The organism is Ensifer meliloti (assembly GCF_030064585.1).
GTDB classification, from domain to species: domain Bacteria; phylum Pseudomonadota; class Alphaproteobacteria; order Rhizobiales; family Rhizobiaceae; genus Sinorhizobium; species Sinorhizobium meliloti.
Map to the genome: position 1 here is coordinate 2,818,872 of NZ_CP120365.1, position 23,246 is coordinate 2,842,117.

A 23,246-nucleotide genomic window follows, 5' to 3' on the forward strand; every position below is an offset into this window, starting at 1 on the left:
TCATCTTGCAACAGAAAAGCGCTTGTTTGGCCGACCGAGGCCAAAGCGGCAAGGCATCAGTTGACGACGAATCGATTCCGTCTCTAGATTGTGAACGATCTGTCGCCGGGCGGGCGGCTAGAGGATTTCGAAAAGCTTGTTATCTCTGCTGCCAACACGTTTTCCAACAGGAGCCTCGCGCATGTCCCAGAATGTCATCGTGCTCATCGGGCGCATTCTTCTCTCGATCATCTTCATAACCTCCGGCTTCGGCAAGCTCACCGACCCGTCGGCGACGGCCGGTATGATCACCGGTGCCGGTTGGCCTGCCGCAACGGCGCTCGCCTATCTCGCCGGTCTCTTCGAACTCGTTGCCGGTCTTGCGATCCTCGTCGGGTTTCAGACCCGTATCGCATCCTATCTGCTCGCCGCCTTCTGCGTGGTCACCGCTTTCGTCTTCCATAGCGGCGCAATCAACGTCCCGGACTTCCCGCCGGCTGCAAACGGGCTGCTCACGGTCTTCAACCAGATCATGATGATGAAGAACGTCACGATCGCCGGCGCCTTCCTGGTGCTGGCAGGCTTCGGCCCGGGCGCGCTTTCGCTCGATGCCCGCACCGGAAGGGCCGTTGCTGCCTGACCCAAGCATTGCTGATCGAGAAAGAACCCGCCGGCTCGCCGGCGGGTTCTTTGTTGCGTCACGATCTCAAGGGTAGATGACGCCCTTGCGCAGGATGACGTTGCCGTATAGCCGCGGTTCGCTGGTCTGCACCACCGCATGGGCCGCCTTCACCCGCTGATAGAAATCGGCTCCGAGCAAAGGAACGACCGGCTGTGCCGGCTCATGTTTCCGACAGCAGGCAATGATGTCCCGATGCACGGGGTCGAGGGCATCGCGGTCCTGTTTCACGGTTGCCCGGAAGATCGCCTCCGGCACGAAATCGTCGATCGGCAGGATGCTCAATACAGCGTCGAGCACGGGGACAAGCGGGTGCCCGTCCAACCGGATGAGCCGGCGCGCGTGCTCCAACCCGGGATAGTTTCCGTCGACGAGCGCAATCTCGTCGCCGTGCCCCATCGCTCTCAATGTGGAGAGAAGCTCCGGGCTCAGAATGGGGCTTATTCCTTTCAGCAACGGCTTAAAGCTCCTTGAAGAGGACATTGGTGTCCAGCAGATAGCGGGAGAAGAGCGGCAGGCTTGCGCCGCCGATCGCGCGGGCGTGGCTCCCGACGGTGCCTTCGACGAGGTCCGGAACCGTGACGCCCTGCAGGTCGAGCGTCTGGAGGGCCTTTCGCGTCGCGGCAAGAAGGCGCGCACGCACCCAGGGCGGAAAGCCGCCGTCGATCACGGCCGCCGAAAAATCGACGACGGAAACCGCGGAGACGACGGCTTGCGCAAGCGCTGCCGCCGCATCCTGAATCCATATTTCGAGCGGTTCGCCGAAATCGATCCAGTCGTCGGCGGAGTACCAGAGCGGCTCCGGGTCGATGCCGCGTTCGCGCAGGAGCTTTTCCAGGACGAAGACCGAGGCGATTTTCAGCAACTGCGTCGACTTGCCGTCCTTGCCGGCGACAGGCAGCGGGCCGACGGCGCCGGCGGTGCCGGTTCGTCCGGAAAAGAGGGCGGAGTTGATCACGACGCCGCCGCCGATAAAGGAGCCGATATAGAAATAGACGAAATCCGGATAACTGGCGCCCACACCAAAGGCGAGTTCGGCACCGCAGGCGCTGGTTCCGTCGTTCTGAAGGAAAACCGGATGCCGGATGCGCGAGGCGACCGCCGCCTGCAGGTCGAAATCGCGCCACCTGTCCATCTCTTCGCGCGGCGCGCCGACTTCCTCCGACCAGTTCCACAACTCGAACGGCGTGGCGATGCCGACGCCGGCAATGCGGCCGCGCTCGCCGGGGCCAAGCTGTCCCTCGAGCTTGCCGATGCCCCCGACGATGAAGCTGACGATCTCCTCGGGCAGCGGATAGGTATGGATCTGATGCAGGTGCAGCCGGATGGTGCCGAGAAAATCCATCAGCACCAGATCGGCGCTGCGCCGGCCGATCTTCACGCCGAAGGAATAGACCGCATCCGGATTGAGCCGCATGGGGATGGAGGGCTGTCCGACCCGGCCGCGCACCGGCGCGCCGCGGACGAGCAGCCCGTCGGCTTCGAGCGACCGCATGATGACGGAGGCGGTCTGCGCCGATAGACCGGATCGGCGCGCGATCTCGGCCTTGGACAAGCTGCCGTGACGGCGCACCAGCGACATGACCAGCCGTTCGTTATAGGCGCGCACGCGCGTTTGATTGGCCCCGCCGCTCGGGTCGACCACATCCGGCTGGGGCGGCCCCGTATAGGGGCCATCTGTCAGTGACATGCCACCGTTTCCTCCCATTGGTACCGTACGGTTCCTCCCCGATCCGGGTACGGCCATGCAGTACCTTAAAGCTTTACCGCGATCGCACTCCGATCACGGCACCCGCTCGCTTCGCGTGGGGCTGTCCGCATCCGGCCCACGATCGTCGAATGCCCAAATCCTCCCGCTCGGACCGAGGCGATACTACGTGCAGAATGCCACAACGAGATAATAATTCAATTTGATTTATTTATTGACACGGTGGATTTTTGATGCTTGATTGACCATCGGAAGCGCCGTCTGCAGCTGAGGAGAATGCTGCAGCGGGTCCTGAAGCCGGCGCGCCGGCATTTTTCATCCTTGGGAGGATTTAATGAAGAAGACAGTTCTTTCTGCCGCATTCGGCGCGCTCGCCATGGGCGTGGCTTTCGCATCGCCCTCGCAGGCAGCCGAGGTGTCGGCATGCCTCATCACCAAAACCGACACCAATCCCTTTTTCGTGAAAATGAAGGAAGGCGCGGCCGCCAAGGCCAAGGAACTGGGCGTCACCCTGAAGTCCTATGCCGGCAAGATCGACGGGGATTCCGAGAGCCAAGTCGCTGCGATCGAGACCTGCATCGCCGATGGCGCCAAGGGTATCCTGATTGCCGCCTCCGATACCCAGGGTATCGTGCCGCAGGTCCAGAAGGCGCGGGATGCGGGTCTTCTGGTCATCGCGCTCGACACGCCGCTCGAACCCCTCGATGCCGCCGACGCCACTTTTGCGACGGACAACCTGCTTGCCGGCAAACTCATCGGCCAGTGGGCGGCCGCAACGCTCGGCGATGCCGCCAAGGAAGCCAAGGTGGCCTTCCTCGACCTGACGCCGTCGCAGCCCTCCGTCGATGTGCTGCGCGACCAGGGCTTCATGATCGGTTTCGGCATCGACCCCAAGGACCCGAACAAGATCGGCGACGAGGATGATCCTCGCATCGTCGGCCATGACATCACCAACGGCAACGAAGAGGGCGGCCGGACCGCGATGGAGAACCTCCTCCAGAAGGACCCGACCATCAACGTCGTCCACACGATCAACGAGCCGGCCGCCGCCGGCGCCTATGAGGCGCTGAAGTCGGTCGGCCGCGAGAAGGACGTGCTGATCGTGTCCGTCGACGGCGGCTGCCCGGGCGTCAAGAATGTCGCCGAGGGCGTGATCGGCGCGACGTCGCAGCAGTATCCGCTGATGATGGCGGCGCTCGGCATCGAGGCGATCAAGAAGTTCGCCGATACGGGCGAGAAGCCTACGCCGACCGAAGGCAAGGACTTCGTCGACACCGGCGTTTCGCTCGTCACCGACAAGCCGGTATCCGGCGTCGAGTCGATCGATACCAAGACCGGCATGGAGAAGTGCTGGGGCTGATCGGCCACGCACACAGGCGTTGAAGGGAAGGGCGGCCCCGGCCGCCCTTCCCGCAAGTGCCGAGGTCTTTGACAAGGCATCGAAAACCTGCGCAATTTTCAGGGCGGGGCGAGGAAGGCGCGAGGTGCTTCTTGCCCGCGTTCCGCTCTGGCTTCTCAGAACCGATCGCGGCGCAGGCCGGATTTCGTGGAGCGTTCTGAGGCTCGCCGCTTCGACCGGTGGGCCGCGCATCCTGCAGCAATGCACCCCCTTCTTGAGCGGGGTTCACGGGAGGAGTCCCCATGGGCGAAACAAACACAGCCGCACAGCCATCCCAGGAATTCGAAAAGGTCCTGGCCGACAGTTCGACGGACGTAGCGTCATTCGACGCGCATGATAAGACGCTGCTTCAGAAGCTGCAGCACTTCCTGCATTCGAGCCCGGCCGCGGTGCCGCTGATCGTGCTGGTCCTGTCGCTGATCGCCTTCGGGGTCATTCTCGGCGGCAAGTTCTTTTCCGCCTTCACCATGACGCTGATCCTGCAGCAGGTGGCGATCGTCGGTATCGTCGGTGCCGCTCAGACGCTCGTGATCCTGACCGCCGGTATCGATCTTTCGGTCGGCGCCATCATGGTGCTCTCGTCCGTCATCATGGGGCAGTTCACCTTCCGCTACGGCTTCCCGCCGGCGCTCTCCGTCATCTGCGGCCTTGGGGTGGGGGCGCTTTGCGGCTACATCAACGGAACGCTCGTCGCGCGCATGAAGCTGCCGCCCTTTATCGTCACGCTCGGCATGTGGCAGATCGTGCTCGCCTCCAACTTCCTCTATTCCGCCAATGAGACGATCCGGGCTCAGGACATTTCCGCGAATGCCTCGATCCTGCAGTTCTTCGGCCAGAACTTCCGCATCGGCAATGCCGTCTTCACCTACGGCGTCGTGGTGATGGTGCTCCTCGTCTGCCTTCTTTGGTATGTCCTGAACCGCACCGCCTGGGGGCGCTATGTCTATGCCGTCGGCGACGACCCCGAGGCTGCCAAGCTCGCCGGCGTCAACGTCACGCGCATGCTCATCTCCATCTATACGCTCTCCGGCCTCATCTGCGCCCTTGCCGGCTGGGCCCTCATCGGCCGCATCGGCTCCGTCTCCCCGACAGCGGGCCAGTTTGCGAATATCGAATCGATCACTGCCGTGGTGATCGGCGGCATCTCGCTCTTCGGCGGCCGCGGCTCCATCATGGGCATGCTCTTCGGCGCGCTGATCGTCGGCGTCTTCTCGCTCGGCCTGCGCCTCATGGGCACCGACCCGCAATGGACCTATCTCCTGATCGGCTTGCTGATCATCATCGCCGTTGCAATCGACCAGTGGATCAGAAAGGTAGCAGCCTGATGGCACAGGAACCCATTCTCACCGCTCGCGGCCTCGTCAAGCGCTATGGCCGCGTGACCGCCCTCGACCGCGCCGATTTCGACCTCTATCCCGGCGAAATCCTGGCCGTGATCGGCGACAACGGCGCCGGCAAGTCCTCGATGATCAAGGCGATATCGGGCGCCGTCACGCCGGACGAAGGCGAGATCCGGCTGGAAGGCAAGCCCATCCAGTTCCGCTCGCCGATGGAGGCGAGGCAAGCCGGCATCGAAACGGTCTATCAGAACCTCGCCCTGTCGCCGGCACTCTCGATCGCCGACAACATGTTCCTCGGCCGGGAGATCCGCAAGCCGGGCATCATGGGCAAGTGGTTCCGCTCGCTCGACCGCGCCGCCATGGAAAAGCAGGCGCGGGCGAAGCTCTCCGAGCTCGGTCTGATGACCATCCAGAACATCAACCAGGCGGTCGAGACGCTCTCCGGCGGACAACGCCAGGGCGTTGCGGTGGCGCGCGCCGCCGCCTTCGGTTCCAAGGTCGTCATCATGGACGAGCCGACGGCGGCGCTCGGGGTGAAGGAAAGCCGGCGCGTGCTGGAGCTGATCCTCGACGTGCGTCGCCGCGGCTTGCCGATCGTGCTGATCTCGCACAACATGCCGCATGTCTTCGAAGTCGCGGACCGGATCCACATCCATCGTCTCGGCCGCCGCCTCTGCGTCATCAATCCCAAGGATTACACCATGTCCGATGCGGTGGCCTTCATGACCGGTGCGAAGGAGCCGCCGCGCGAGGCGATCGCGGCATGAGCGTCAAATCCCTTGCGGATGAAATCCTGAAGCGGGCGGTCAATTCCGGCCGCTTCATCGTCGCCATCGCCGGTCCGCCCGGCGCCGGTAAGTCCACGCTTTCCGAAACGCTTGCGGAGGCGATCACGCAGGCGGGCGAAAAGGCGGCGGTGTTGCCCATGGACGGGTTTCACATGGACAATGCCGTTCTCGAGGAAAAAGGGCTGCTTGCCCGCAAGGGGGCACCCGAGACCTTCGACGTCCGATCCTTTCTCGCAACGCTTGCCGCCGTCCGCGCCGATGACGGCGAGGTTCTCGTCCCGGTCTTCGACCGCTCCCGGGAACTGGCGATTGCCTCGGCGAGGATCATCGCGCCCGAGACGCGTATCGTGCTTGCCGAGGGCAACTACCTGCTGCTCGACGAAGCGCCCTGGAACGGCCTCGACGGCGCTTTCGATTATTCGATCTTCATCGATCCGGGTCTGGAGGTGCTCGAGCGGCGGCTCCTGCAGCGCTGGTACGACCACGGCTATGACGAAGACGCGGCGCGCAGCAAGGCCTATGGCAACGACATACCCAATGCCCGCCGGGTCGTCGACAGCCGCAGGCCGGCGGATGTCGTGATCAGGGACTTTTAGAGTGCTCGGCATTCGTCCCGCAGTTTCCGGCCGCGGACTGCGGTGAGCTTTCGAATGGCCATTGTCTTCGGCGGCGCAATGGTGTTATCGAGGCGCGGTTTCACCACATGAGTTGCCGCCCTTCGAGCGCACCGGTACGCCCTGATGCCGGCCGCGCGGATCGGGCGCGAGCATCGGGAGAACGCTGATATGCAAGACCTCGTTATACGCCGCCCTGATGATTGGCATCTTCACCTGCGCGACGGCGGCATGCTGCGCGGCGTGATTGCCGATACGAGCCGCCATTTCGCGCGCGCCATCATCATGCCCAATCTGGTGCCGCCCGTGGTGACCTCCGCCGATGCGGCCGCCTATCGCGAGCGCATCCTCGCCGCCATTCCCGCAGGGGACCGGTTCGAGCCGCTGATGACGCTGTATCTTACCGAGGGCACCGATCCGGGAGATGTGGAAGCCGGGTTCAGGAGCGGTCTCGTCAAGGCCGTCAAGCTCTATCCGGCCGGCGCCACAACCAATTCGTCGAGCGGCGTCCGCGATATCGACAAGGCCATGCCGGTGCTCGAGCGCATGGCCGAGATCGGCCTGCCGCTCTGCGTCCATGGCGAGGTGACGACGGCCGAGGTCGACATTTTCGACCGCGAGGCGGTCTTCATCGAAACCGTTCTCGACCCGCTCCGCCGGCGCCTGCCCGATCTCAGGATCACCATGGAGCATGTGACGACGAAGGACGGCGTCGACTACATCCGCGAGCATGCGGCCAATCTTGCCGGCTCCATCACCACCCATCACCTGATCATCAACCGCAACGCCATCCTCGTCGGCGGCATCAAGCCGCATTACTACTGTCTGCCGGTGGCGAAGCGCGAGGCGCATCGGCTGGCGCTTCGCCAGGCGGCGATCTCGGGCGACGTCCGCTTCTTCCTGGGCACGGACTCTGCCCCGCATGTCGACCCGCTCAAGGAGTGCGCCTGCGGCTGTGCCGGCATCTACACATCGATCAACACCTTGAGCTGCCTCGCTCACGTCTTCGAGGAAGAGGGTGCGCTCGACCGGCTGGAAGCCTTCACCTCGCTGAACGGCCCCGCCTGGTACGGCCTGCCGGCAAACGAGGAGACGATCACGCTGCGCAAGCAGGAGGAGCCGGTCAGCTACCCTGCCAGGATCGAGACCGAAGCCGGTCCGGTCACGGTTTTCGACCCGATGTTCCCGCTCCACTGGGCCGTGACACAGGCCTGATAGCCGAAGGAGAGTTCATGTTTTCGAACGCATTCACCGACAAGGCCCTGATGGCCGAGCTGGTCGCGAAGATGCTCTGGGAAATCAAGGCCGTGCATTTTCGCGCCGACGAGCCCTACAGGCTCGCCTCCGGCATGGCGAGCCCGGTCTATATCGACTGCCGCAAGCTGATCTCCTATCCGCGCATCCGCTCGGCGGTCATGGATTTCGCTGCCGCCACGATCCTCCGCGAAGCCGGTTTCGAGCAGTTCGACGTGGTGGCCGGCGGCGAGACCGCCGGTATTCCCTTCGCGGCAATGCTTGCCGAGCGTCTTGGCCTGCCGATGATCTATGTGCGCAAGGCGCCGAAGGGGCACGGCCGCAACGCCCAGATAGAGGGCCATATGCCTGAGGGTGCGCGTGTCCTTGTCATCGAGGATCTGACGACCGCCGGCGGCTCGATGTTCAAGTTCATCGATGCGATCCGCGCGGCCGGCGGCGTGGTCGAGCACGGCATCGCCCTCTTCTACTACGACATCTTCCCGGAGGCGCGCGGCAACATGAAGTCGAAGGGCGTCGACCTGCACTACATCGCCACCTGGCGCAACGTGCTTGCCGTCGCGCGCGAACTGGCGCTGTTCGACGAGAAGACACTGAACGAGGTCGAAGCCTTCCTCAATGCTCCGCTCGACTGGTCGGGCCGAAACGGGGGCGTCAGCGCGCTCGCGGTCCAGTAACGAAGGGCCTGGTGCGATTTGGCGGATCGATTGAATATGTTTGGGGAGGAATGGACATGATCGTTTGCTGCGGAGAGGCCCTGATCGACATGCTGCCGCGGGAGACGACGGCGGGCGAGAGCGCCTTTGCGCCCTATGCGGGCGGCGCGATCTTCAACACGGCCGTCGCGCTCGGCCGGCTCGGCGTCCCCACAGGCTTTTTCACCGGCCTTTCGGACGATATGTTCGGAGACATCCTGCGCGCGACGCTCAAGGCCGCGAATGTCGATTTCGCTCCCTGCGCCACGCTGCCGCTGCACACGACGCTCGCCTTCGTGAAGCTCGTCGAGGGGCATGCGAGCTACGCTTTCTTCGACGAGAACACGGCCGGCAGGATGATCACCACGGAGCACCTCCCGGCGCTCGGAGATTTCTGCGAGGCGCTGCATTTCGGCGCGATCAGCCTCATTCCCGAGCCCTGCGGCTCCACCTATGAGGCGCTGATGGCGCGGGAGCACGAAAAACGGGTGATCTCCTTCGATCCGAATATCCGCCCCGGTTTCATCAAAGACCGGGAGGCGCATGTCGGACGCATGAACCGAATGGCGGCCATGTCGGATATCGTCAAGTTCTCCGACGAGGACCTCGCCTGGTTCGGCATGGAGGGCAGCCACGACGCGCTCGCAGCCGAATGGCTGAAGCGCGGCCCGAAACTGGTGCTGATCACCCGCGGCGCGGACGGCGCCGTCGGTTATGCGAACGGCCACAAGGTCGAGGTCGCGAGCGAACGGGTCGAGGTCGTCGATACGGTCGGCGCGGGCGACACTTTCGACGCCGGGGTGCTGGCCTCGCTGAAGTTCAACAACCTCCTGACCAAGGAGAAGGTGGCAAGCCTGACCGACGAGGCGATCCGCCAGGCCCTGACGCTCGGAGCGAAGGCTGCGGCCGTCACTGTTTCGCGCGCGGGCGCCAATCCGCCCTGGCGGCACGAACTCGGGCTCTGACGTTGGTGCGACTACGCCGTATCGGCGGGTCCACGCAGCACGCGCGGCCGTGATGCCCCTCCGGCTGCCGCCATCTCCCCCACAAGGGGGAGAATCCGCGCGGCTGACCGATCACTCCGATCGGCTGTCGATCAGCGTGCTGCCTTCAGCAGCGCAGCGACGAGGCCGGCGGTCGAGGAATCGTGGCCCTCGGCGCTTTCCTTGCCTTCTATGACGGGCAGCAGGCCGGTCGCCAGTTCCTTGCCGAGCTCGACGCCCCACTGGTCGAAGGAATTGATGTTGAAGAGCGCGCCTTCGACAAAGACGCGATGTTCGTAAAGCGCGATCAGACGGCCGAGCGCGAAGGGGTCGAGCTGGTCGTAGACCATGGTCAGCGACGGCCGGTTTCCGGTGAAGACGCGGTGCGGTGCGATCTTGTCGGCCTTAGCATCGTCCATGCCCTTGGAGGTCAGCTGCGCCTTGGCTTCCGCCAGCGTACGCCCCTTCATCAGCGCTTCCGACTGCGCCAGGCAGTTCGCCATCAGGAGCTGGTGCTGGTGGCGCAGGTCTTTTTCATGGCCATTCGCCGCGATCATGAACTCGGCGGGAATGACATCGGTTCCCTGGTGGATGAGCTGATAGAAGGCATGCTGGCCGTTGGTGCCGGGCTCGCCCCAGACGACGGGACCGGTCGAGAATTCGACCGGCTGGCTGTCGAGCGTCACGCCCTTGCCGTTCGATTCCATGTCGAGCTGCTGCAGATAGGCCGGAAAGCGCGTCAGCCGCTGGTCGTAGGGCAGGATCGCCCGCGACGGATAGCCGAGAACGTTGCGATTGTAGAAGCCGATGAGCCCAAGCAGCATGGGGATGTTCTGACGAAGCGGCGCGCTGCGGAAATGCTCGTCGATCGCATGGCCGCCGTCTAGGAAGCGGCCGAAATTCTCCTTGCCGATCGCGATCATCAACGGCAGTCCGATCGCCGACCAGATGGAATAGCGTCCGCCGACCCAGTCCCAGAAGCCGAAGACGCGGGCGGCATCGATGCCGAAGGCGCCGACCTTGTCGAGGGCGGTGGAGACGGCTGCGAAGTGATGGCCTACCGCCGCCTCGCCGAGCTTGCCGGCGATGAAGGCGCGGGCGGTCGCCGCATTGGTCATCGTCTCGATCGTGGTGAAGGTCTTCGAGGCGACGATGAAGAGAGAGGTCTCGGGATCGAGCAGCGTCAGCGTGTCGGCGATGTGGGCGCCGTCGACGTTGGAAACGAAGTGCAGCCGCGGCCCGTCGTGGAAGGGGGCAAGCGCCAGCGTCGCCATGACCGGGCCGAGATCCGAACCGCCGATGCCGATATTGACGACATCGGTGATCTTCTTGCCCGTGGCTCCTTTCAAGGCACCGGAGCGGACATCGTCAGCGAACTTGCCCATAGCCTCGAGCACGGCATTGACGTCCGGCATGACGTCCTTCCCGTCCACGAGGACCGGCCGGTTCGACCTGTTCCGGAGAGCCGTATGCAGAACCGCGCGCTCCTCGGTGATGTTGATGATATCGCCGCGGAACATGGCATCGCGCTTTTCCTCGACCTTCGCCGACTTGGCGAGCGCTTCGAGACCGTCGATGATCCTGTCGTTCACCGCGCATTTGGAATAGTCGAAGAGGAGGTCGTCGAACGCCGTGCTGAAGCGCGAGAAACGGTTCGGATCGGCCGCGAAGGCGGCGCGGATATCGGTCGCATCGGTCTCGCGTGCAGTGGCTTTCAGGTTTTCGACAAGCGCTTTCATCGCAGGGCTCCTTGCATCGCAACTAGGGCATGGGAATGGGGGCATCGGAATTTGGCTGCGATAGCTAGTCGGTTTAACCGCGGCAAATCAAGGGCAGGTGTGCGCTGCAGCGAAAAAAGGCGGGCGCATTGCTCCATGGGTAGGGCGGCGAAGACTGCCCCTCACCCTAGCCCTCTCCCCGCAGGCGGGGAGAGGGGACTCGGACGCGCACTCTGCGGCAAAATGGAAAGAGCCGGTGCCGCTTGTCCCCTTCTCCCCGTCCAAACGGGGAGAAGGTGGCCGGCAGGCCGGATGAGGGGCATTTCCGCGCCCAAACCGCTATCCGCGCAGGTCCTTGCGCAGGATCTTGCCGACGTTCGACTTGGGCAGTTCGGTGCGGAATTCCACGTATCGCGGCCGCTTGTAGTTGGTGAGGCTGGCGGCGCAGTGGCGCTTGACCTCTTCTTCGGTGAGGTTCGGGTCCTTGCGCACGACGAAGAGCTTGACCGCCTCGCCGGAATGCGGGTCGGCAATGCCGATTGCGGCGCATTCGAGGATGCCCGGATGGGTCGCCGCCACCTCCTCGATCTCGTTGGGGAACACGTTGAATCCCGAGACGAGGATCATGTCCTTCTTCCGATCGACGATCTTCGTCAGTCCCTCGGCGTTCATGAAGCCGACATCCCCGGTGCGGAAGAAGCCGTCCGGCGAAATGGCCCTGGCCGTTTCCTCGGGGCGCTGCCAGTAACCCGCCATCACCTGCGGCCCGCGAATGCAGATCTCACCGATTTCGCCGACGGGAAGCGTGCGCCCGTCCTCGTCGCGGATCTCGACCTCCGTCGAGGGCAGCGGTATGCCGATCGTGCCGGTGAAATCGTCGGTGTCGAGGCGGTTGGCGGTGGCGACCGGCGACGTCTCGGAAAGTCCGTAGCCCTCATGGATCGGGCAGCCGGTCAGCTCCAGCCAGCGCTCGGCGACCGGCCGCTGCACCGCCATGCCGCCGCCGAAGGTCAGGATCAGGGAAGAGAAGTCGAGTTTGCGGAATTCGGAATTGTTCATCAACGCGTTGAAGAGCGTGTTCAGCCCCGGAAAGATGTTCGTCCTGTACCTGCCGAGCTCCTTGACGAAGGCGGGGATGTCGCGCGGGTTCGGTATCAGGATGTTGTTGCCGCCGGTTGCCAGCCCCATCAGCGAATTCACCGTGAGCGCGAAGATATGGTAGAGCGGAAGCGCGCACATGAAGGTGAGGCTCTCCGGGCGCGGCTTGCGCAGGAAGGCCGTGTTCAGCCACAGCTCCATCTGGGCCATGTTGGATAGGAGATTGGCGTGCGTCAGCGTTGCGCCCTTGGAAACACCGGTGGTGCCGCCGGTATATTGCAGGAAGGCGACATCTCCCGGCGCTACGTTCGGGCGCTTGAAGCCGAGCGTCGCGCCCTTGGCAAGAACCGTCTTGAACGAAAGGTGACCTGGAATCGACCAGGCGGGGACGAGCTTCTTGACGCGGCGCACCACCAGATTGACGATTGCCCCCTTCGCACCAAGCATGTCGCCCATGCTGGCGACCACGACATGCTTGACCTCCGTGCGGGCCAGCACCTGCTCGACCGTATGAGCGAAATTCTCAAGCACGAAGATCGCCTTGGCGCCGGCATCCACCAACTGGTGCTCCAGTTCGCGCGGCGTATAGAGCGGATTGACGTTGACGACGGTGAAGCCGGCTCGCAGGATCCCATAGACGATGACCGGATTTTGAAGGATGTTGGGCATCATCACCGCAACCCGATCGCCCTTCGCGAGCCCCAGCGACTGCAGCCAGGCGCCGATTTTCGCCGAATGCGTATTGAGATCGGAGAAGGTCAGTGCCTTGCCCATGCAGGTGAATGCGGGGCGCCAGGAATATTGCGCAACCGCGTGATCGAAGAATTCGCCGATGGATCGATAGGTGAGCGGGCCGATTTCGGCCGGCACGCCCGGCGGGTAGGATCCAAGCCAAATCTTCGCCGTGCTGGAGCCCGCCTGTTGCGTGCTTGCTTCCGCCATGACCTTCCTCCCTCTGGTCGCCAATGAACGGCCGTCATCACGGCGAAGAAAAATCCCTCCCGATCTTCCTCTCCGTCGAAGATGCTGCTTTTAGCTCGCCTCTTCAAGCCGTAATCCGAATTATATAACTTTGACGTAAACGTCAACAATCGGCAGCTATGCACCGGCTTGTGAAATTTTGATGTGCGCTGCAGCACAGTTCTTGCAGGTGCAGCCGGCTCGCCTATACTGCACTGCAGTATAAACCTGCCACGACATCGGCTGCGCCGAGGTCCCCAAAGATATTCACCAAATTCCTCCCAAGCGGCGGCCGACGGGCCGCGAGCCAAGGCCACGCATGTCCGAAGATGTCCTTTCCGCCGATATCGGCCCCACGAATATTGGCCCCGCGAACGTGGGCAAATCCCGTAACAGGGTTTCCGCGACGGAAATCGCGCTGGCAGTCGGTGGTTTCGGTATCGGTACCGGCGAATTCGCCATCATGGGCCTGTTGCCTCAGGTCGCAGACGACGTCGCCGTCTCGGTGCCGGCGGCGGGCGCCGTCATCAGCGCCTACGCGCTCGGCGTGGTCGTCGGCGCGCCGTTGATCGCGGTACTTGCGGCGCGGTTCGCCCGCTTTCATGTGCTGCTGGTATTGATGGCCGTCTTTGCATTGGGCAATTTCGCGTCCGCCGTTGCGCCAAGTTTCCACCCGCTCGTCGCCGCGCGCTTCTTCGCGGGCCTGCCGCACGGCGCCTATTTCGGCGTGGCGGCACTGGTCGCGGCAGGACTTGCGGCACCGAACCAGCGGGCGCGCGCAGTCGGTCGGGTCATGATGGGCCTGACGATCGCCACTCTTTTCGGCACGCCGCTCGTCGCCTGGTTCGGCCAGGCGCTCGGATGGCGCAGCGCCTTCGCGATCGTCGGCGGCATCAGCCTCATGACGATGGCCCTGATCTGGCTCCACGTGCCGCGGGACAGGGGCGATCCGCAGGCGACGCCGCTGCGGGAACTGAGCGCGCTGGGGAGCCTCCAGGTCTGGTTGCTGCTCGGTATCTGTGCGATCGGTTGCGGCGGAATGTTCGCCGTCTTCACCTATATCGCACCGGCGCTGACCCAGGTCGCGGGCGTTTCCGTCGCCAATGTGCCCGTCATGCTGTCGGTCTTCGGCGCCGGCATGATCCTCGGCAATATCGTGGGTTCGCGGCTCGCCGACTGGTCGCTCACGCGCGCCATCGGCATCGCGCTCGTCTTCAACGTCTTCGCCTACATCCTCTTCTATTTCACCATGACGAGCCCCTGGATGGCGATCGTCAACGTGCTTTTCATCGGCGGCGGCTTCGCCGTCGTTCCGGGCGTCCAGACCCGCCTGATGGACGTCGCCGGAAAGGCGCAGACGCTCGCGGCAGCCCTCAGTCATTCCGCCTTCAATCTCGCCAATGCTCTTGGCGCCTGGCTCGGCGGCATTGCCATCGCCGCCGGTTACGGCTGGACTTCGCCAGGGCTCGTCGGCGCCGTGCTCGGCATAGGCGGTTTCGCCATCTTCCTCGCTTCGGTGCTCGTGGATCGCCGGCGGACGGGGCGCGTACCCTGACGGCTCGCGATTTTCCTCATCCGCTCCAATCTCCTGTCACGTGCGCTTGCTAGGTGAAAATGCGCGCGTTCTCGCGTAAAGCGCCGATTCGGAGCCGGCCGCCATCATTGCGCCGGAAACCGCGTCCAGCGGAGCGGAACGGGCTGGCAAGGTTGCGGGTTTGTTGTAAGGTTCGAAGAGACGGAGGAGAATTGGTGCAATTGGGCAATCGCGATCGAGAGAACCTTCCCGTGGAGCCGCGGCTTTTCGGGCAGCCGGCCCATTCACGCTCCGCCCTCGTCGTGCCGATTTCGGCGGCCCGGTGGCTGCTCGTTCTCATTCTGCTTTGCGGCGTCTATTTCTTTCATGGTTTCCTCGTGCCGGTGCTTGCGGCGGTGGTCATCGGCTTTGCGAGCTGGCCCATCTATTGGCGGCTGCTTCAGGGCCTGAACGGAAACCGCACGCTTGCCGCGACGATCGCCATCATTTCTGTCGTCGCCTTTATCGTCGTGCCGATCTCGCTCGCCGCGATCTATGCCGTGGACGAGGTGCGCGATTGGCTCGTCTGGGCGGTTGCGACCAATGCGAACGGCGCGCCGGCGCCTGCCTGGCTGGCGACGATCCCGGCCGTGGGCGCCTGGCTCGGCGAACAATGGGTCAAATATGTCGGTCACCCCGGCGCTCTCGGGGAATTGGTGCAACTCGTCAGCGGCTCCAATATCGGCAATATCTATCGCGGCGTGCTCGTGGTCGGCGCCTCCGCCTTCCAGTCCTTCCTGACGCTCCTTTTCATGCTGATCACGCTCTTCTTCGTCTATCGCGACGGCCAGTCCTTTTCGAAGCAGCTCGACCATCTCGGCGAACGGATCTTCCCGATGCGCTGGGAGAGGCTGTCGCGCGTGGTGCCCCTTACGATCAGCTCGACCGTCACCGGCATGGGCATCATCGCGATCGGCGAAGGCATCGTGCTCGGTGTCGCCTATTGGCTCGCCGGCGTGCCGTCGCCGGTCACGCTCGGCATCCTCACCGGCATCATGGCGCTCATTCCGGGCGGCGCCCCACTCTGTTTCACCCTGGTCTCGGTCTATCTCGTCGCAAGCGGCTCGCCCGTCCATGGCATCGCGCTCTTCACCTGGGGTACGACGGAGCTCTTCATCGTAGACAAGACATTGCGGCCGAGGCTCGTCGGCGGCCCGATCAAGCTGCCCTTCCTGCCGACGTTTTTCGGCCTGATCGGCGGCGTCAAGACGATGGGATTTCTCGGTCTCTTCGTCGGTCCGGTACTGATGGCGCTGCTCGTTGCCATCTGGCGCGAATGGCTGCGCGAGGTGACGAGCCAGCCGGAGCCGCCCGTCAACGGGATATCCAGGGTGAATATTTCCGCCAAGTGAGACGGAACCGGGGGCAACGCGGCCGTATGGCATTTGCATGGAAGTTGTTTTAAGACAGACTGCAATCCTTAATTTGTAGGCCGTACCTCTCGAACATGAGTGTCGCACCTGACGGCGAAGACGCAGACGGGCCGGCCGCGGATCGGCGCCCTATCGCAGCGCGCGACAGCGGCTTCGCGCGGCGCCTGACGGCGTTGCTTCTGAAGACTTCGGTCACGCCCAACCAGATCTCGCTCGCGAGCGTCGTGTTTGCCGCATTGGGGGCGGCGGCCCTCCTTTCTGCAGCCCGCTGGCCGTTCCTTTATCCCGTGGCGCTCGCCGCCATCCAGTTGCGCCTCCTGTGCAATCTTCTCGACGGCATGGTGGCGGTCGAGGGCGGGCGCGGTTCCCCGGTCGGAGCGCTCTACAACGAGTTTCCCGACCGGGTCGCCGACACCCTGCTCATCGTTGCACTCGGCTATGCCGCCGGCGCGGGATGGCTCGGCTGGGCGGGGGCGCTTGCGGCCGCCTTGACGGCCTATGTGCGCGTCTTCGGCGGATCGCTCCGCCAGGCTCAGGACTTCCGCGGTCCCATGGCGAAGCAGCACCGCATGGCGTTGATGAGTCTCGCCTGCGTGCTGGCATTCGGGGAAGCATTTCTGATGACAGAGCGTCTCGTGCTTTACGCCACGGCGTGGATCATCCTTGCCGGCGCGCTTCTCACATGCGCGACCCGCACCAGGGCCATCGTCTCGCGCATTCGGGAAGGCGCGAATCCGTGATCGACCTGGCACTGATCGGCCTCACGCGGTTCATCGTCGGCGGACAGGCGCACTGGATGGGCTCGCGGCCGGAAATGCGCCAGCGCATCTATTTCGCCAATCACTCGAGCCATCTCGACACGCTGCTGATCTGGTCGGCGCTGCCGCGTGCGTTGCGCGCATCGACGCATCCGATCGCCGCGGCGGACTATTGGGGCAGGGGGGCCGTGAGGCGTCATATCGGGCTCAAAGTGCTGAATGGCGTGCTCGTCGAGCGCTCGACGCAGGGGCCGCCCGGAGCGGCTCTGGCACCCTTGCGCAACGTGCTCTGCGAGGGCGAGTCGCTCATTCTTTTCCCGGAGGGCACGCGCGGCAGCGAGCGATTGCCGGGGCCGTTCAAGAGCGGGCTCTACTGGCTATCGCAGGAATTTCCCGACGTGGAACTGATCCCGACCTATCTCGACAATCCCTCGCGCGCCTTTCCCAAGGGAACCTTTCTGCCCGTCCCGATCAGCTGCACGGTGCGTTTCGGACCGCCGGTCGCGCACCACGCCGGCGAAGAGAAAGAGGCTTTTCTGGAACGCGCCCGCGCAGCGGTCGCCGCACTTGCGCCGGAGCCCATCGGATGAGGCCGCCATGTCCTTGAACGACAAACTCTTTATCCTCTTTGCCGGCATAGCCGCTCTTCTCGGAGCGGCATCGCTGATCGGCTTCGTGCTGGCGCGCCGCGCGACGTCCGAAACGGGGCGGGCGACGATCGACAATCTCAATGCCCGTATCAGGGCATGGTGGGTGATGATCGCCATCTTCGCGGTGAGTTTCACTCTCGGTCGCGGCGTCACGCTCGTGCTCTTTGCTCTCACCTCCTTCTACACGCTGCGCGAGTTCGTCTCGCTGACGCCGACGCGTGCCGCCGATCACCTGCCGCTCGTTGCTTCCTTTTACGTTCTGCTGCCGCTGCAATACTGGCTGATCTCGATCGACTGGTATGCGCTTTTCACCATTCTGATACCGGTCTACGGCTTCCTCCTCCTGCCGAGCCTTTCCGCGCTCAAGGGCGACACGGAACAGTTCCTGTTGCGCGTCTCGCGAATCCAGTGGGGCCTGATGCTGACCGTCTATTGCATCAGCCACGCACCGGCCCTGCTGACGCTCGACATCCCCGGCCGGCCGGGCGAAGGCTTCCTGCTGCTCTTCTTCTTCATCACCATCGCGCAGTTCAGCGATGTCATGCAGTATGTCTTCGGCAAGCTTTTCGGCCGGACGAAGGTCTTACCGGTCGTCAGCCCCTCGAAAACGGTCGAGGGACTTGCCGGAGGCGGGCTTTCGGCCGTGGCTGCCGGCGCGGCCTTGTGGTGGATAACGCCCTTCACGCCGCTGGAGGCGGCCGCGATGGCCTTCGCCATCGTCGCCATGGGCTTCCTCGGCGGCTTGGCGCTCTCGGCGGTGAAGCGCTCGATGGGCGTAAAGGACTGGGGCTCGATGATCAGCGGCCATGGCGGCGTGCTCGACCGCATGGATTCGCTGAGCTTCGCGGCGCCGGTTTTTTTCCACCTGACGCGGTATTTTTATACGTGAGACGGTGAAATGCCGCTCTGGTATGACGGCGGATCACGGTTTCGTGTTCCTCCTTGAGGGAAGAATTGCGCCCTTCGAACAGTCGTTTCTCCTGCCGCTTCAGCCCATTGAATGATGTGGCGGTCAACTACGGACAACAAGGAGAAGCCCGTGCGAATTGCAGTTCTGATTGTTCTGACGACTGTCCTTGCCATGCCTGCTTCGGCGCAGGATACCGCACTCCATGACCCTTCGATCAGCCGCGATGCACAGGACGGGGTGATCCGTCTTTACGGTGCGGGCGGTCCGCACACCGCCATCCGGAAAGTCGCGGATGTCTGGACGAAGGAGACGGGCCGCAAGGTCGAAATCACCGCCGGACCGGAGAAGACATGGTCGAAAAAGGCGCAGGGCGATGCGGATGTCATCTGGGGCACGTCCGAACAGGCGATGACCGCTTTTCTCGAAACCTATAAGGGCTTCTCATCGGATCAGGTCGAGCCGATATACCTTCGTCCGGCAGTCATTACGGTGAAAGCGGGCAATCCCAAGGGGATCATGAAATTCGAGGACCTTCTGGCGGAAGGGACGAAAATCGTCGTAACCGAAGGAGCCGGCGTCGCCAACACGTCGGGGACGGGTGTGTGGGAGGATATCGCGGGGCGTCTTGGCCGGCTGGAGGATGTCGCGGCCTTCCGCAGCAACATCGTCGCTTTCGAACAGGGCTCCGGCGCAAGCCTCAAGGCGTTCAAAGCATTGGATGCAGACGCCTGGATCACCTGGCCGAATTGGCCGCTTTCGAACCCCGACACCCTGGAGGCGGTGCCGCTGTCGAGCGATCGCGCAATATGGCGCGACCTCAGCGTGGCCCTGGCCCCCGATGCCGATCCCGAGGCAAAGGCGTTTCTGGATTATCTGATCTCCGATGAGGCGCAGAAGATCATGTCCCGTGAAGGTTGGGTACGCTGACCCTATATCTGGGGGAATACGATCATCGAAACAGCGAAGTGATCGAGCTTCCGAAAACGCCCGGCGGCACGCGCCGTCGGGATTACTGCCCAGCCAACATCGGCGAATTGCCGAGTCTTCCGATTCCTCGGGCTGCGAGTTCCAGAAAAATGGTGCCGCTTACGTGACTCGAACACGTGACCCCATCATTACGAATGATGTGCTCTACCGACTGAGCTAAAGCGGCCCTTGGGGCGGTTCCGCGAAAGCCGCGGAACGAATGTGAGGCGCTGATAAACGCAAAGCGGCGAGATTTCAAGCCATCAGTTTCGAGAACTTGAAAATTCCTGGGCCGGCCGCCCTTCGGCACTGGAAGCGAAGCCGAGGCGTGCGCGTGCGGCGTCGTATTCCTGTTCCAGCCGGTCGACAAGGCGGGCGACGGTGCCGACTTCGCGCACGGCGCCTATCCCCTGGCCGCAGCCCCAGATGTCCTTCCATGCCTTGGCGCCTTCCGTTGCCGTGCCGAAGTCCATCTTGGAGGGGTCGGCTTCCGGCAGGTTGGCCGGGTCAATTCCGGCGGCAAGGATCGACGCTCTAAGGTAATTGCCGTGAATGCCGGTGAAGTAATTGGAATAGACGATATCGGCGGCGTTGCTGTCGACGATCATCTGCTTGTAGGCGGCGCTCGCGCGGGCCTCTTCCGTGGCGATGAAGGGGGAACCGATATAGGCCATGTCGGCGCCCATCGCTTGCGCCGCGAGGATTGCGTCGCCGGTGGCGATCGCGCCCGAGAGCAGAAGCGGCCCGTCGAACCAGGCGCGTATTTCCTGGACGAGCGCGAAGGGCGAGAGGGTTCCCGCATGGCCGCCTGCGCCTGCCGCGACTGCGATCAGCCCGTCTGCGCCCTTGCGGATCGCGGAATTCGCATGGCGGTTGTTGATGACGTCGTGGAGAACGACACCGCCATAGGAATGGATGGCGGCATTCACCTCCGGCACGGCCCCGAGCGAGGAGATGACGATCGGAACCTTGTACTTGACGCAAAGCATCAGGTCCTGTTCGAGCCGGGCGTTCGATTTGTGTACGATCTGGTTCACCGCGAAGGGTGCCGCCGGGCGCTCGGGGTGTCTGGCATCGTGATCGGCCAGCGTCTCGGTGATTTCCGCCAGCCATTCGTCGAGCTGCGATTGCGGGCGGGCGTTGAGCGCCGGAAAGGCGCCGATGATGCCGGCCTTGCATTGTGCGATCGTCAGCCGGGGATGCGAGACGATGAAAAGCGGCGCCCCTATGACCGGCAGCCTCGTTTTCCCGGAAAGGATTGGCGGCAACGACATCGAAAAAATCTCCATCCCAACTTTGACGTTCTCGTAAACGTCAAAACTGATAGCAGCAACGGACGCGCTTGCCTACTGCATGCTTCCTGAAGTCCATCGGTTCGGAAAGACACGCAGCAACCCGAAGACAACGGCGACCTTTGCGCCTCCGATAAGACGCCGCGATACCGCAAAGCGGTGCGTGCTCCGGCAATTCGGCCACGCTCGCCCATGTTTTCCCTGGGGAACACCGGCCGAAGTCGCGGCTGCACTTGCAGATTCGCAATGCAGCGGTTACCCAATCCTTAATAAAACCAACGGCGTGTGACGGGAAGAGGCGGGGCTCGTCGCGAGAAAGGCACATCCGGCCACGCATTGCGGCAACCGGAAGACTTCGCGCAGAAGGATTTGACGTGAGCGGACTTGAGACAGCGATCAGGAATGCGCTGGAAAGATCGGATCGAAGCAATGCGGAGATCCGGGCGCGCATCTATCAGTCGGCGCGTCAGGCGCTGGAAAACGGTCTGCAGAAGCAGCAGATCGAAGATCCGGAGGTCATCTCCGTGCAACGTCAGCGGCTCGAAGCGGTCATTCGCGCGATCGAGATGGAAGAGCGCGCCGCCCTGAAGGAGCGCGCTCAGACTCCGGTGGTGAGCCTTGGCGAGGTGAAGGCAAGGGGCGATAGGGTAGAGCGCGCTCCCGAAGCGCCAGCACCCGCCGCGCCACGGAGCGAGCCGGCGTCGAAGCCGGAGGGAAGCCCGCCTGCACAGGCGGATGGCGGGCTCGGCGCTTTGCGTCCCGAACGCGACGGTCCGCCGGCGGCTTTCAGAGCGGCGGCGGACGAGGGAAGAATAGAAACCGTGCGCAAGCCTGCCCCGTCTGCCCCCGAAGTGGGCGTCGCCGGCCAGCGTCCGCGCAAGCGCAGGCGCAGCCGGTTCTTCTCCTATGCGATGATCGTCGCGACGCTTGCCGCGGCGGCCGGGGTCGCCGTCTGGTGGGTTCAGACGAACGACCTGCTCCGGCCGCCGACGGACACCGGCGTCGCCAATCCGCCCGCGACGGTGAATGCGGAGGATTTCGACGGCGCGGCCGGCCTGCAGACCCTCGGCGCCCAGGAAGGCTTCTCCGGCGATTGGATAGAGGTCTTTGCTCCCGGAGAAACTGCGGCGGTAACGCCGGGGCCGCGCGCCAGCGCGGAACCATTCGACGGTGATGCAGGCGAGCGCCTGCGGTTGATTTCAGCAGCGGCCGCCAAGGAGGGCGATGTCGCGATCGAAATTCCCACGGATGTCCTTGCCCAGCTGTCGGGCAAGTCGTCGACACTCGCCCTGACGGTTCAGGCGGCCCCCGGCAAGGCGACCGAATTCTCGGTCGAATGCGATTTCTCAACTCTCGGCGACTGCGGCCGGCACCGCTTCACCGTGCACGACGAGCGGGTCGACATGCTGTTGAAGGTCAATTTCGAGCGCGGCTCGGCACCCAGCAGCCCTGGAAAACTGGTGATCAACAGCGATCTCAGCGGCGGCGGCAACAGCCTCGATCTCTTTGCGATCCGGGTGCAGCCGGGCGGCTGATCGTCAGCGCGTCGGAATCACCTGAGAAAACCGGGGCCGGAGCCGAGGATCTTTTCGTCGACCTCTCCGATCGCCGCCTCGTCCTTGCCGTCATAGTCGAGCTTCGTCAGCATGTGGCGGATCACGTTGATCCGGGAGCGGCGCTTGTCGTTGCCGCGGATGACCGCCCATGGCCCGTGCTTCGTGTGCGTTTCCTTCAGCATACGGTCGCGTTTTCCGGTGTAGTCGTCCCACTTGCTCAGCGCCGCGATGTCCATCGGCGAAAGCTTCCAGATCTTCAACGGATCGTGGCGCCGGTCATGGAAGCGCTTCAGTTGCATTTCCCGGCCGATATTGATCCAGAACTTGAAGAGATGGATGCCTTCGTTCGCGATCATCTCCTCGAAGCGGGGCGCCTCTTTAAGGAATTGCTCGTACTGGTCGGGGGTGCAAAAGCCCATGACCGGTTCGACGCCGGCGCGGTTGTACCAGGAGCGGTCGAATAGGACGAACTCGCCGGCGGTCGGGAAGGTTGCGACATAGCGCTGGAAGTACCACTGGCCCCGTTCGGTCTCCGTCGGTTTCGTCAGTGCGACGACGCGCGCGGAGCGGGGGTTCATATTGGCCGTCGTCGCGTGGATCGCACCACCCTTGCCGGCAGCGTCGCGTCCCTCGAAGACCGCCATCACGCGCTTGCCGGTCGCCTGCATCCAGAACTGGACCTTGACCAGTTCGATCTGCAGCTTCGTCAACGTTTCTTCGTATTCCTCCCGATCGAGCTTTTTCTTGTAGGGATAATCGTCGGAGCGGAAGGCCTCCTCGTCGATCCATTTCGGCAGGTCCGGATCGTCGATGTCGAAGATGCGGCTTCTGCCGTCGATCTCCAGTTCGACCGCCCGGCTCCCCCGCCTTGCTTCGGCCGGTGCGTCGTCGAGTGCCATCTGCTTCCTCCCGCTCGCTCGATTTCTCCGGAGGAGGCCATAATTACATTGCGG

Annotated in this window: 21 protein-coding genes and 1 tRNA gene; 15 read left to right on the top strand and 7 right to left on the bottom strand. The window is 63.6% G+C overall.

The window, feature by feature from the left end:
• The first annotated feature begins 181 nt into the window (after nucleotides 1-181).
• Complete coding sequence (locus PZL22_RS20430; RefSeq protein ID WP_003531515.1) at nucleotides 182-619, top strand: DoxX family protein; 438 nt, start codon at nucleotides 182-184, stop codon at nucleotides 617-619.
• Between the two features lie 66 nt (nucleotides 620-685).
• On the opposite strand, the gene PZL22_RS20435 is transcribed toward PZL22_RS20430, so the two are convergent.
• A complete protein-coding gene (locus PZL22_RS20435) occupies nucleotides 686-1,114 on the bottom strand; it encodes an RbsD/FucU family protein (protein ID WP_010968602.1) in 429 nt (142 codons plus the stop codon).
• Nucleotides 1,115-1,118: 4 nt separating this feature from the next.
• Nucleotides 1,119-2,348 carry an ROK family transcriptional regulator gene (locus PZL22_RS20440; protein WP_003531513.1) on the bottom strand — a complete coding sequence of 410 codons (1,230 nt, stop codon included), beginning with the start codon at nucleotides 2,346-2,348 and terminating at the stop codon, nucleotides 1,119-1,121.
• A gap of 352 nt (nucleotides 2,349-2,700) precedes the next feature.
• Here PZL22_RS20440 and PZL22_RS20445 point away from each other — a divergent pair, with 352 nt between their 5' ends.
• The 7 genes from PZL22_RS20445 to PZL22_RS20475 all read left to right on the top strand — a co-directional run bounded on the left by PZL22_RS20445 (nucleotide 2,701) and on the right by PZL22_RS20475 (nucleotide 9,421).
• Nucleotides 2,701-3,726 carry a sugar ABC transporter substrate-binding protein gene (locus tag PZL22_RS20445; protein ID WP_003531511.1) on the top strand — a complete coding sequence of 342 codons (1,026 nt, stop codon included), beginning with the start codon at nucleotides 2,701-2,703 and terminating at the stop codon, nucleotides 3,724-3,726.
• Between the two features lie 281 nt (nucleotides 3,727-4,007).
• The gene (locus tag PZL22_RS20450) at nucleotides 4,008-5,090 is read left to right on the top strand and encodes an ABC transporter permease (protein ID WP_003531509.1); all 1,083 of its coding nucleotides are present in this window, start codon (nucleotides 4,008-4,010) and stop codon (nucleotides 5,088-5,090) included.
• A complete protein-coding gene (locus PZL22_RS20455) occupies nucleotides 5,090-5,872 on the top strand; it encodes an ATP-binding cassette domain-containing protein (RefSeq protein WP_003531508.1) in 783 nt (260 codons plus the stop codon). The genes PZL22_RS20450 and PZL22_RS20455 overlap by 1 nt, the downstream gene beginning before the upstream one ends.
• Nucleotides 5,869-6,489: a nucleoside triphosphate hydrolase gene (locus PZL22_RS20460; RefSeq protein ID WP_003531507.1), complete on the top strand. Its 621-nt coding sequence runs from the start codon at nucleotides 5,869-5,871 to the stop codon at nucleotides 6,487-6,489. The genes PZL22_RS20455 and PZL22_RS20460 overlap by 4 nt, the downstream gene beginning before the upstream one ends.
• Before the next feature lie 189 nt (nucleotides 6,490-6,678).
• A complete protein-coding gene (pyrC, locus tag PZL22_RS20465) occupies nucleotides 6,679-7,722 on the top strand; it encodes a dihydroorotase (RefSeq protein WP_003531498.1) in 1,044 nt (347 codons plus the stop codon).
• Nucleotides 7,723-7,739: 17 nt separating this feature from the next.
• Nucleotides 7,740-8,438, top strand: a complete 699-nt coding sequence (locus PZL22_RS20470; protein WP_003531496.1) for an orotate phosphoribosyltransferase — start codon at nucleotides 7,740-7,742, stop codon at nucleotides 8,436-8,438.
• Between the two features lie 56 nt (nucleotides 8,439-8,494).
• Nucleotides 8,495-9,421, top strand: a complete 927-nt coding sequence (locus PZL22_RS20475) for a carbohydrate kinase family protein (RefSeq protein WP_003531494.1) — start codon at nucleotides 8,495-8,497, stop codon at nucleotides 9,419-9,421.
• A 131-nt stretch (nucleotides 9,422-9,552) separates the two neighbouring features.
• Here the strand turns inward: PZL22_RS20475 and pgi are convergent, their stop codons facing one another.
• Together pgi and PZL22_RS20485 are read right to left on the bottom strand one after the other, a co-directional pair.
• Nucleotides 9,553-11,178 carry a glucose-6-phosphate isomerase gene (gene pgi / locus PZL22_RS20480; RefSeq protein ID WP_003531493.1) on the bottom strand — a complete coding sequence of 542 codons (1,626 nt, stop codon included), beginning with the start codon at nucleotides 11,176-11,178 and terminating at the stop codon, nucleotides 9,553-9,555.
• A 318-nt stretch (nucleotides 11,179-11,496) separates the two neighbouring features.
• The gene (locus tag PZL22_RS20485; RefSeq protein ID WP_003533404.1) at nucleotides 11,497-13,197 is read right to left on the bottom strand and encodes a long-chain fatty acid--CoA ligase; all 1,701 of its coding nucleotides are present in this window, start codon (nucleotides 13,195-13,197) and stop codon (nucleotides 11,497-11,499) included.
• 337 nt (nucleotides 13,198-13,534) lie between these two features.
• Here PZL22_RS20485 and PZL22_RS20490 point away from each other — a divergent pair, with 337 nt between their 5' ends.
• From PZL22_RS20490 to PZL22_RS20515, 6 genes are all read left to right on the top strand, one after another.
• Nucleotides 13,535-14,770: an MFS transporter gene (locus tag PZL22_RS20490; RefSeq protein WP_003533402.1), complete on the top strand. Its 1,236-nt coding sequence runs from the start codon at nucleotides 13,535-13,537 to the stop codon at nucleotides 14,768-14,770.
• Between the two features lie 194 nt (nucleotides 14,771-14,964).
• Nucleotides 14,965-16,140 carry an AI-2E family transporter gene (locus tag PZL22_RS20495; protein ID WP_284718548.1) on the top strand — a complete coding sequence of 392 codons (1,176 nt, stop codon included), beginning with the start codon at nucleotides 14,965-14,967 and terminating at the stop codon, nucleotides 16,138-16,140.
• A 95-nt stretch (nucleotides 16,141-16,235) separates the two neighbouring features.
• On the top strand, nucleotides 16,236-16,901 hold the full coding sequence (locus PZL22_RS20500; RefSeq protein WP_003533399.1) for a CDP-alcohol phosphatidyltransferase family protein: 666 nt from the start codon (nucleotides 16,236-16,238) through the stop codon (nucleotides 16,899-16,901).
• Nucleotides 16,898-17,509: a lysophospholipid acyltransferase family protein gene (locus PZL22_RS20505; protein ID WP_003533398.1), complete on the top strand. Its 612-nt coding sequence runs from the start codon at nucleotides 16,898-16,900 to the stop codon at nucleotides 17,507-17,509. Before PZL22_RS20500 ends, PZL22_RS20505 begins: the two co-directional genes overlap by 4 nt.
• A gap of 7 nt (nucleotides 17,510-17,516) precedes the next feature.
• Complete coding sequence (locus PZL22_RS20510) at nucleotides 17,517-18,458, top strand: phosphatidate cytidylyltransferase (protein WP_003533397.1); 942 nt, start codon at nucleotides 17,517-17,519, stop codon at nucleotides 18,456-18,458.
• Between the two features lie 150 nt (nucleotides 18,459-18,608).
• Nucleotides 18,609-19,406 (top strand): extracellular solute-binding protein, encoded by a 798-nt coding sequence (locus tag PZL22_RS20515; protein ID WP_284718549.1) that lies wholly within the window; start codon nucleotides 18,609-18,611, stop codon nucleotides 19,404-19,406.
• A gap of 150 nt (nucleotides 19,407-19,556) precedes the next feature.
• Here PZL22_RS20515 and PZL22_RS20520 read toward each other — a convergent pair.
• Together PZL22_RS20520 and PZL22_RS20525 are read right to left on the bottom strand one after the other, a co-directional pair.
• Nucleotides 19,557-19,632 (bottom strand) — tRNA-Thr (locus tag PZL22_RS20520).
• Nucleotides 19,633-19,708: 76 nt separating this feature from the next.
• A complete protein-coding gene (locus PZL22_RS20525) occupies nucleotides 19,709-20,719 on the bottom strand; it encodes an NAD(P)H-dependent flavin oxidoreductase (protein WP_015007133.1) in 1,011 nt (336 codons plus the stop codon).
• 392 nt (nucleotides 20,720-21,111) lie between these two features.
• Between PZL22_RS20525 and PZL22_RS20530 the strand changes: the two genes are divergently transcribed.
• The gene (locus PZL22_RS20530; RefSeq protein ID WP_003530192.1) at nucleotides 21,112-22,272 is read left to right on the top strand and encodes a hypothetical protein; all 1,161 of its coding nucleotides are present in this window, start codon (nucleotides 21,112-21,114) and stop codon (nucleotides 22,270-22,272) included.
• Nucleotides 22,273-22,289: 17 nt separating this feature from the next.
• On the opposite strand, the gene ppk2 is transcribed toward PZL22_RS20530, so the two are convergent.
• Entirely contained in the window at nucleotides 22,290-23,192 is a 903-nt protein-coding gene (gene ppk2 / locus PZL22_RS20535) for a polyphosphate kinase 2 (protein ID WP_284718550.1), read from the bottom strand.
• Nucleotides 23,193-23,246 lie beyond the last annotated feature (54 nt).